The sequence below is a fragment of the Agriterribacter sp. genome (assembly GCF_035444585.1).
In the GTDB taxonomy this organism is placed as follows: domain Bacteria; phylum Bacteroidota; class Bacteroidia; order Chitinophagales; family Chitinophagaceae; genus Agriterribacter.
In genome coordinates this window covers 1-10,486 of sequence record NZ_DAOMOZ010000176.1, presented here as the reverse complement: position 1 = coordinate 10,486, position 10,486 = coordinate 1, and the positions used below count along the sequence as shown (strand labels likewise).

Annotated in this window: 5 protein-coding genes; all 5 read right to left on the bottom strand. The window is 44.9% G+C overall.

Going from position 1 to position 10,486, the window contains the following annotated elements; genetic code table 11:
* Window positions 1-16: 16 nt before the first annotated feature.
* Window positions 17-2,125: a SusC/RagA family TonB-linked outer membrane protein gene (locus PLH26_RS16440; RefSeq protein WP_324587119.1), complete on the bottom strand. Its 2,109-nt coding sequence runs from the start codon at window positions 2,123-2,125 to the stop codon at window positions 17-19.
* A gap of 229 nt (window positions 2,126-2,354) precedes the next feature.
* Window positions 2,355-3,380 carry a glycosylasparaginase gene (locus PLH26_RS16435; protein ID WP_324587118.1) on the bottom strand — a complete coding sequence of 342 codons (1,026 nt, stop codon included), beginning with the start codon at window positions 3,378-3,380 and terminating at the stop codon, window positions 2,355-2,357.
* A gap of 194 nt (window positions 3,381-3,574) precedes the next feature.
* Entirely contained in the window at window positions 3,575-5,170 is a 1,596-nt protein-coding gene (locus tag PLH26_RS16430; RefSeq protein ID WP_324587117.1) for a SusD/RagB family nutrient-binding outer membrane lipoprotein, read from the bottom strand.
* A gap of 22 nt (window positions 5,171-5,192) precedes the next feature.
* Window positions 5,193-8,564, bottom strand: a complete 3,372-nt coding sequence (locus PLH26_RS16425; RefSeq protein ID WP_324587116.1) for a SusC/RagA family TonB-linked outer membrane protein — start codon at window positions 8,562-8,564, stop codon at window positions 5,193-5,195.
* An 86-nt stretch (window positions 8,565-8,650) separates the two neighbouring features.
* Window positions 8,651-10,348: a SusD/RagB family nutrient-binding outer membrane lipoprotein gene (locus PLH26_RS16420; protein WP_324587115.1), complete on the bottom strand. Its 1,698-nt coding sequence runs from the start codon at window positions 10,346-10,348 to the stop codon at window positions 8,651-8,653.
* Window positions 10,349-10,486: the final 138 nt, after the last annotated feature.

The following is a 10,486-nucleotide window of genomic DNA, read 5'->3' as shown; positions in this document are numbered from 1 at the left end:
TAGAAAATATTAATCATCAACCTTTTACACCGATGTAACTGCAATGTGGGTTAAGCACACTGTTGCGTGAAGCCGTTGTATTGCCAAGCGGGTCTTTACCGATAGAATATCCGTTATACAAACTATAAGGAGCAAGGTCGTTACCAACTGATGCATGGGAAGCTCTCAGCTTGGCATAATTGAACCACAGGGGCATATATCCGCCTGAATTTTCTATCATTTCAGATACTACCCACGACAAGCTGAATGACGGATAAAAATACGACCTGTTTATTTCCAGCAGCGAAGAAGACCAGTCGTTGCGAAAAGTAGCATCCAGATAAATATAACCGTCATAATTCACCCCCACAGTTCCGTATACTGAATTTATTTTTTTATGGCTATATCCCTGTCCTATAACGGACGCCCCGGAGCCATTGGTTAAAGAAAACAGATCCGGAACTTCCAGGGAACCTGTACCAACACTGATAGAGCTGAATTTCTGGTCCATCAGGTTCCCACCCAAAGTAACAGCACCGCCCAGTTTTCCTATTACATCATCCTTGCGGGCACTGATCAAAGCACTGTAATTCGTTTCGGTAAATGTTTGCTTTCCTTCTGAATACTCATTGGCACGGTTGCTGCCGGCATACACTTTCCGCTGCGTATTTGTAGTATAAATATCAGCGCCACCACGTATTTCAGCATCCAGCCAGTCGGTAAAATTATATTTCACCGAACCGCTCATAATGAACCGGTCCCTGGTATCCTTGTTCAAATTGTACAGGTTGTTCCAGTAAGGGTTGTTCTGCCATCCCGGTGCTCCATGATACCATATCATATCACCAAACTCGTTCTTGGGAGGATCGAAGTCCCTGATATCCATACTCCGGGGTAAAGTATACAGAACGTACACATTGCTTACATCTCTTCCATTTATAGGACGGTTGAACCCCGAGGTATTGTTGTACGATATCTTAAAATCGGTAGTCCATTTATCATCTCTGCCAAACCGTGATGTAGCCCGTGTGCTTATATTGGTCCTTTCCAGTTTGTTCCCGGGTATAATGCTTTTATCTATCCAGCGGGCAATGGAAGAATATACTGCCGTGTTTCCATATTGCTGCTGAAACGAAAGATTATAGTTCTGCGTAGTTCCTTTTCTGAGAAAATTTTTTACGTTGTCCTGGGTGGTAGTTAACGGCGACTGTGTGCCATCCCATTTTTCTACTGTTTGCCCATCGGCTTTGGGTCCCCAGCTTAAAGTGCTGGTAGCGTCAAAAATACCTTCTATCCCCTGCCCAAAACTATTTTGCAGTTCGGGACGTATAAAAATATCTTCGATACCCTGCGTGGTTGAAAACGTTATACCAAGGCCGCTTTGCTTCCTGCCTGATTTGGTAGTAATTAAGATAACCCCATTGCCTGCTCTTGAACCATACAATGCCGCAGCGGAAGGTCCTTTCAGAATTGACATTGATTCTATATCATCCGCGCTTATATCCCCCAGCCCGTTACCGCGGTCAAACCCCGCAGCCCAGTAGCCATTTTCGGTGGTACCGGTAAAGTTATCTATGGGTATACCATCTACTACTATTAATGGTTGATTGCTGCCGGTTAAAGAAGTATTGCCTCTTAAAACAATTTTAGATGAGGCACCGGCGCCATTGCTGGAACGCACCACCTGTAAACCTGCTACTTTGCCGGACAGCGCATTGGCCAGGTTGGTTTCTTTTGAATCTGCAAGTGTTCCGCCACTGATTTGCTGAACGGCATAACCCAGCGATTTTTGCTGCCTTTTGATACCCAAAGCTGTTACTACCACTTCCTCAAGCTGGGTGCTGCTCTCTGAAAGCTCAACGGTTATTTCCGTTTCATTTCCTACCTGTACTTCTTTGGTGGCAAATCCTACAGCGCTAAAAATTAAGATTGCTCTTTCTGCAACGGTAATGGTGAACCTGCCGTCACTTCCCGATACAGCCCCATCGGCTCTATTGCCTTTTTCATTGATAGAAACACCTGTGAGCGGCGCACCGGCGTTGTCTCTTACTGAACCAGAGACTGTTTTCTTTGCCTGGCCAAGGGCGATAGCTGTATACAAACACAGCATGGCCACAGGCAAACAACGACCTGCAAATTTTTTCATTTTTGTTAGTTTTGGTTTGGTTGCTTTAGCTGGTTTCCCGGCTAAAGGAATTTTGACAACTTTTACGTTATTCAATTGTTAAATATAAAATAACTCCATTTAAAAAACGAATAGATTTAAAGTTTTTTAATGAGCTTCTTCTATACCCGTTATCGTGCTCAGGAATTTAGTTATGCAGCAAGCTTTGGCAACACGTATGACATTGCCGCCTGAGGTTTTAATCTTAAGGCTAATAAATGCTTTTTGAGTTGTATACCTTCTCTTCTTTCGCGCTTTTTACAGCGTAGGTAAAACCCTTCTGCAAGGCGTAAGCGCCGTATTCGCCTTTTCTGTTCAATGCAAGGAACCCTACCTGTATTTTTTTTGATTTCTCCGGGCTGCGCCGGATGATACGTTGCACCGCCTCTTTGCAGGCAGCTTCGGGGGAGCGCCCCTGCCGCATCAGCTCTACCACCAGGTGCGATCCAACAATGCGGATCACTTCTTCTCCCACGCCGGTAGAAGTTGCGGCGCCAATTTCATTGTCTACATAAAGTCCTGCCCCAATTATCGGGGAATCGCCTACCCTTCCGTGGATCTTATACGCCATTCCGCTGGTAGTGCAGGCCCCGCTTAAATTGCCGGCGGCATCCATGGCTACCATGCCAATGGTATCGTGGTTATCGGGGCCGCCGGGCATGGGATCATTTTCTTTATTGTACAGCTTATTTTCCACGTTGATCACCGGTTCGTACTTAGCCGTTTTCAGCCATTTTCGCCAGGCTCTTTCACTTTCCGGTGTAAGCAGGTTCTCTTTTTTAAACCCGTTGGCCAGCGCAAACTGCAGGGCGCCGTCGCCGGCTAAAACAATATGCGGTGTTTTTTCCATTACCAGCCGGGCTACGGAAATAGCATGTGTAATATGTTCAAGCGCCATCACTGATCCGCAATTATAGTGTTCATCCATAATGCAGGCATCTAAAGTTACATGCCCGTCCCTGTCGGGCAGCCCGCCATACCCGATGCTCCGGTTGGTGGGATCGGCTTCAGGTATTTTTACACCAGCTTCAACTGCATCCAAAGCCCGGCCTCCTTTGTCAAGTATGGTCCAGGCCTCTGCGTTGGCAGCTCTGCCAAAATCCCAGGTAGAAATAACAACAGGGTTATCAACAGCAGGCCGGGGCAATGCTATCGGCTCAGCCAATCCCTGCCTGTTTGCCAAAACCGCTGCCGAACCCAATACTGATGTTTGCAAAAATTTTCTACGGGTAGCCATTGAAAATTGTTTTGAATGCTTTTTGAAATAAGGACATTGTAATAAAACCCATATCATTTAATCCACCGAAACCAACTCAACAAAAATAACGCTTCCGGCTTTAACAATTTATGGATAACGATAATTGCTTACTATAATAAAAGCAGCCTTACAACGGCTGCTTTTATTATAGTAAAATAGGGTTATCGAAAACATCAAGGCATAAACCAGGGCTTCACGGCTTTATCATCCGTGCCTCCCGTAACAGTCTTCCAGTTATCATAGTTGGACGTGATCTCTCCCGTAGGATAAACCAGCCTGTTCAGATTCAAAGCTTCACTGGTTGGCGCCAATGGAACATTTGGCGTAGCATTTCCTGTTCTGCGCTGAAGCGTCCATGCATCAAATGGCTGATGGAACAACGAGATCCAATGTTGCCTGTAGATCTGCTTCAACGCATCCGCAGGTGTTGCACTATATGCTACCGCAGGATTTGCAAGCATGGTATTCAACTCCCCGGCTGCAGGTGCAGCGTCAGGTTTGTCTACCGTCCATATTGCTGACCCGTTTGCCAGCTTATACCAGTATTTTACCGACTCGGTAATACCTTCCTCATAGTATTGCTTGGCTGTGGCCGCATTTGCAGCAACACCACCAATGCCACGATTGTAAATTTCCGCTTTCAGAAAGCTAACTTCGGTTCCGGTTATAAACAGGTCGGGGAAGGTTCTGTCGTTAACATAAAACAGGTTCAAAGGAGAGTAATGATATTCGCCTGCGGGAGCCCAGGTTGTTAACCTTACTTCTGCATACGGGTCGTTGCCTGCTACTCCGTTATCGGTTTCTGCTGTTGTACCCCCCGGAGGATTCTGAGGATAAGGATTCCAGTCTCCCTCGCTGTTAGGCTCAAAGAACAGCCTGGTTCTCAGATCGAATATACCGGAACCATCGGCGGCATTGCTGGCCGACATGGCTTCCCATATGGTTGATCCCATGCGTATATAAGCATTCCCTCTGAAAGAGGGTCCCCGGTTAATCTCCATACCAAGCCTGGTAGGCTCAATTCCTGTATACTCATCCGGATCCAGCAGGGGTTTGGTCAGCACTTCTGCGATAATGGCATCAGCCGCCGCTGTATTTTTTTCACGCATTACCAACGCATACCTCAATCTCAATGAATTGGTAAACTTTATCCATAACGAAATATCGCCCTGCAATAAAGTTTCATAGGAGCCAAGTGCCACCTGATCTGCCGAAGTGGAAAAATTATCTGCCGACCATTTCAGATCAGCAAGCGCGGCCGTAAAAATGGATTCCTGGGTTTCATATGCCGGCCTGTAATACTCCGCTCCATTAAACGACTTACCCGCTTCCGAATAGGGCATATCGCCATACAAAGTAGTGAGGCGAAGCGTTTTATAGGCAATCAAGGTTGTTAACATTGCTCTTACGTTGGTATAAGACTGAGGGTTTTCGGAAGCATCTATTAACTCCAGTGTTTTTCTATAATCAGCCAATGCAAAATAATAGTTCTCCCAAATGCCACCCACAAGATTATCAAGCCGGTATCCCGCAGCGGCATAGTTGGCTGCCAGTTGGGTATTTTGATACAGAAAGGAAGAAAATATGCCTCTCCCGTTTTCAGGCATCGTTGATGCAATACCATTATACATTTCCGGTATTTTGGCAGTATATACCTTATTATCCCAGGGATCATTAAGACTCCCGAAATCCTTATCGCAGGATGTAAAAGCCAACGAGCCTGCCAAAGCTGCCGTTAGCCCTATTCTTTTTATTTCAAGTAATTTCATAATTAAACAGAATTGATGCTTTTTAGAATTGTGCCTTTAAACTTACTCCTAAAGAACGAATGCTGGGCATGCCAGACCACTGTAAGCCCTGCCCGTTCCCTATACCATTGATCGCTTCGGGATTCAAATGATCCGGTAAACTGGAATAGATATAGAACAGGTTTCTTCCAATAAGAGACAGGCTGAGATTCTGGAAAATTTTTGTACGGCTGGCCCCACTTTGGGGTAGCTGGTAAGACAGCGCTACTTCTCTCATTTTCACCCATGTATTTTCAAATACCGACAGGCTTCTCGGCCGGTTCAGGTGTGTCCAGCCGGTATAAGAACCGGCATACTTATAAATAGGATTTACCACCCTGGTATTTATTTTACCATCGTCTTCGTTATAACCTTCCATAATTACCCCTACATTAGCGGTAGTGCCATCGGGAAAAGTGTAAGGCAATCCGTTCCCGTTTCTTTCATATACAGTGGCAGGCGAAATACCACTACCCATTGCCGTAGAGTGATCAAAAGAATAAATGTCTCCACCAAGTTTAAAATCGATCATTCCATACAAACTAAAACTTTTGTACCGTAAAGTGTTGCCGAAGCCACCTGTTAATTTTGGTGCTGCATTCCCTATTGCTACAGGCTCGTTTGTAACGCGATACATAGTACCATAAACATTACCAGTTCCATCCTTTACATTGTATAAAATTTTGTCGCCATTTTCGTTCCTGATAAAATCAGTGCCATAAATAGTTCCATAAGCATCACCAGGGGTCACACGCATAAAAACACCGAGGTTGCCAAACACATCTGCAATACGCAGCTCACGGATACCCTCACCAAGTGAAACCACGCGGTTTTCATTTTTCGCACCATTCAAAGTCACATTCCAGCTGAAGTTTCTCTTTTGAACGATCGCCGCATTCACTATAAATTCAATTCCCTTATTGGTAAGCTCACCCGAGTTAAAAGTTATTTGAGTAGCTCCTGAAGACGGTGCCAGATCTGCATCCAAAATTTGATTGGTTGAACGAATACTGTAATAAGTGAAGTCCAGGTTGATTCTGTCGTTCAAGAACCCGAGGCTTGCTCCAACTTCGATAGAATTAGAAGTCTGGAAACTCAACTCTTCAGGACTTAGCTTACTTGGCACCGAATTAGTTGGTGCACCACCGAAAGAACTTACATCATAGGTAAACCCTAATAAATAGGGAGCATAGGCATTTGCACTTTCCCCATATGCCACCCTTAATTTACCATAGGATAAAACATTCCTGATACCAGTTAAATTAAAAGCATCAGTAAATACAAATGCTGCACTTGCAGACGGGTAAAATGTAGAATTCTTCGAAGGGGTTAACATCGAATTGATATCGTTTCTCCCGGTAATGTCTAAAAACAGGTAATTTTTATAGCTTAGGTTTAAAATCCCTGCCAGAGATTGTGACGATGTTTCATATCTTCTTTCAGTTACTGAATACTTATTTGGATCAACCCTGTCGGCGGCAAGAATATTGTGTAGTGAGTATATTCCGGGCACTATAAATGTACCATCATTTACACCGATGACACCGGTTGACCTGTTAGAATAAGTGTTGAACAATCCTGACAAGCTTGCGTTAAACCCCTGAAAGAAAAGATTTTCCCTGTGCGCAGTTAACATCACATCGGTATTCAACAACTTGTCTTTATCAATTTGTTTTTCATACCTGCCGTCAGAAACTTTATCAGGATTAGGTACTGTGTTTATCGTTTCAAATTTGGTAGAGATCAAATTTGCTGAAGTTCTTACAAAACCGTTAAGCCAGGGAGTAATTTCAGCATTTAATTTAATTGTTGAAATCAGCTCGTCCCTGTTAAGGTTGCTGTTGCGTTCATACAAATACCAATACAGATCCCTGCCATATTCCTGGTGCGGATATGGAGAACCAAAGTCATGCTTTGAACCATCCGGGTTCTTATAGTACTGATATTCCAATGGTTTGTACTCCCGCGACATTCCATATATAGAGAACTTACCCCATGAATTATTGGTGCCGATTTCAGGAGTATTGTGCCTGAAGTTCTGATTGTATGCCACATTAATTTCTGCAGAGATCGCCTTCGATATTTTCAAATTCGACCCTAAAGCGAAATTGGTATTGTGGTTATTGATATTAGGTACTACAGCAGTGGCATCTGTTCTTGAAGCCGACAAACGCACCGTACCAAAATCTCCTCCCCCCGAAAACGTCACATTATGAGTAGTTTCGTTTCCATTCCTGTAGTAAGATTCCCTGTTGTCGGGTTGAGGTGAGTAAGGTCTCATTTCACCGTCCCACCAACGCACCATTTGACCGTTCAATTTCGGCCCCCAGGAAGAGCTGGCACCAAACCAGCTAAAAATATCCCAGGTATTCCAGCCTCCGGGTATTGAACCATGTGAGCCGCCAATACCAGAGCCTCCTGTGCCATAGCTTGAGCCACCGTACAGGGTTGGCAGGTAATATTCTCCCGAAGCTGTTTTGGGCAACTCTGGGTTTGCTGTCCACAACCCTGCGGCAAAACCGCCACCATATTCATTTTGCAGATCCTGGAAGCGATACACGCTGGTAAAATTGCTGCTCACGTTGTAACTCAATCCCAAGCCTTTTTGCTTAGCACCTTTTTTACTGGTAATTAAAATAACTCCGTTCCCTCCCCTGGCTCCGTAAAGCGCGGCTGCATTAGGTCCTTTCAGTACAGAAATACTTTCTATATTATCCATGTTAAGATAGCTCAGATAATTTCCCCAATCTCTCATGCCATCTGTTACATTTATGTTCGACTGGGCTATCGGAGCATTCTCTATCAGCGCTCCATCCAATACGATCAATGGTTGGTTGTTACCCGTAACGGTGGTGTTCCCTCTGATAACAATTCTGGAAGAAGCATTGTTTAACCCATTGCTATTGGATATATTCAAGCCCGCTACTTTGCCCATCAAACCCTGCGCTGCATCTACCGGCGCCGCAATGGTCACATCCTCCGCTTTTATCTGCTGTACGGCAAATCCTATGGATCTTTTATCTCTCTTAACACCCAGGGCTGTTACAATCACTTCATCCATATCAGCGGCCGATGCCGATATTTCAATGTCTAAGGTAGTAGCGTCCCCGGTCTTTATCTCCTTTGAAGTAAATCCTACAGAACTGATCAGAAGAACAGTATTCTTCCTGTCTGTAGTAATTGAATAACGACCGTTTTCATCCGTAACGGCTGTTGCTGGAGAACCCTTTACTAAGATTGTTGCACCTGCAACAGGATTTCCGCCGTCGTCTTTTACTGTGCCGCTGATCACCCGCCCTTCCTGTGCGAACAGCGCTATATTGCCCGCCAGCAGGATCAGCGAAACCAGTAAAATTTGTTTTTTTACTTTTTTCATTTACAGTTGAGTTTAATTATGATTGATAGGGATAAAAAAAATTAATACGCGCTCAGGCGATTTAATCAAACAAACAGATCATTTCCTTATTGCCCTTCGCCAAATTCCGGTGCGTTTTTATCGTACCATATCCGTTGCGAGTTTAATGTTGGAACATCCTGGGCGTTGGGTGTAAAGCCCTGCTCGCTCATGGCAGCATTCCAGTTTTCCCTGTTCACTTCACCGGGATCGGTGAGCCACCAGCGACGCGGTATTTGCTCATTAAAAGGTTCACGGGCATAATAAGTTGAACTGTTTTTGGGATAACCTGTTCTGCGAACCAGCACAAAAGCCTCGCTGGCATTGCGGTAAAAGTTCAGGTATTGCTGGATATATATTCTTTCCAGGTCATTCGTACCATTAAACGCCACTTCCGGACCACTCAGGTACGCCTCAACTTCTGCGTCGCCATTCCCCGTAAACCCTGTAGCAGATTGCGCAGTTACCGCTATGGCGTTCATTGTTTTAATGGAAGAAGCAACGCCTTTTTTATACCAGTCTTCTGCCGTGCCTCTGGTATCAATTCCGCTGCCATAGCCTTTTTCAATAAATTCGGCCACCAGCAGGCAGGATTCGGCATTTGATACCAGTACATCCGTATAATCGCCTGTTGCACCGTTGTAACGGGGCGAAAAGAAATGACGATTGATGGGAGAGATCAAAAAATAACGCGAAACCGTATTACCGGGATCGGTATTACCCACTGCAAAAGCATTGCTGATATAACCCGCAACATCGGGGTTCGTTGTCCAGTCTGCCGGAGCGCCCTGGAAACCGATCAGCGGATCTGCCGGATCAATAAATGCAGGAAGGCTGGCTGAATATTTGGCCAGCGTATCTTCATAGCTGTCTGTTAAATCATTGGGTTCAAAATACATGGGCAACCTCGGGTCATCAGCGGCTTTCAGAAAGTTAATGATGGAGGTACTGCCGTAGCGCGTGCTCCTGTAGTTGATGTCGTTGCCAAAAGGCGAAAAATTAGGATTGGTATACTTCAACTGCGCATCATCATTATCAATAGGTCCGGTGGCGTCCTGCATTACCTGCCTGAATATTTCCTGCGCTTTGCCGGCATCCTGATTTTGGAGCCTCGCCGCTATACGCAACTTCAGCGTATTGGCTAACTTCACCCATTTGGTCCAGTCGCCCCCGTAAAAGATATCGGAATTCCCGTAAGTAATCTGATCAGACAGGGAACTGTTGGACAATACGCTGATCGCGTTATCGAGCTCCGACAGCCAGGTATTAAAAAGAGATTCCTGTGTATCATAAACAGGGCTGTAATACGCTTCGTAACGCCCCTGTATTGCCTCCGAATACGGTATGGATCCATTCATATCGGTAACTTTTATACCATGCAGCGCCTGTATGATATAAGTTACCTCCTGCATTTTCTGGTACTTGTCTTTGTCGGGAAGTGTACTGATCTGCCGCCTGATCTCAAACAGGTTGGGCAATATCTGTGAATAGTATACGCCATAACGGCCATTTACATTACCGGTTATTTCATAAGGGCTGGCGGTAACATGCTGGGTATACCGGAACAGTTGCTCCATCCCTTCCCATATCCACTCCCCGCCATTATAGGTCATTAGCCTTTCCTGGGAGTAGCTCAACAGGTATTTAACATCGGGTGTGGTTACAATAGTGGGATCTGTATTGATCTCACCAAATTGTTTTTCGCAGGAGGTGCAGACGATTACCGCAAATCCCGCTACTGCTATATATTTTGAAACTCTTTTCATAACTTGAAGAATTAAATAATAAAAAAACAGTTCCGTTAAAAGGTAGCCCTCAGCGTAAATACAAATGAACGCATCATGGGCAGAAATCCTTCTTCGCCGGAATAAGCCGTGTTGTTTGAATTATTGGAAGCCGGGTTA

Excerpts from the sequence above, each read along its gene's own strand:
- PLH26_RS16440 (WP_324587119.1), bottom strand. The coding sequence starts at position 2,125 with ATGAAAAAATTTGCAGGTCGTTGTTTGCCTGTGGCCATGCTGTGTTTG.
- PLH26_RS16435 (WP_324587118.1), bottom strand. The coding sequence starts at position 3,380 with ATGGCTACCCGTAGAAAATTTTTGCAAACATCAGTATTGGGTTCGGCA.
- PLH26_RS16420 (WP_324587115.1), bottom strand. The coding sequence starts at position 10,348 with ATGAAAAGAGTTTCAAAATATATAGCAGTAGCGGGATTTGCGGTAATC.
- PLH26_RS16425 (WP_324587116.1), bottom strand. The coding sequence starts at position 8,564 with ATGAAAAAAGTAAAAAAACAAATTTTACTGGTTTCGCTGATCCTGCTG.
- PLH26_RS16430 (WP_324587117.1), bottom strand. The coding sequence starts at position 5,170 with ATGAAATTACTTGAAATAAAAAGAATAGGGCTAACGGCAGCTTTGGCA.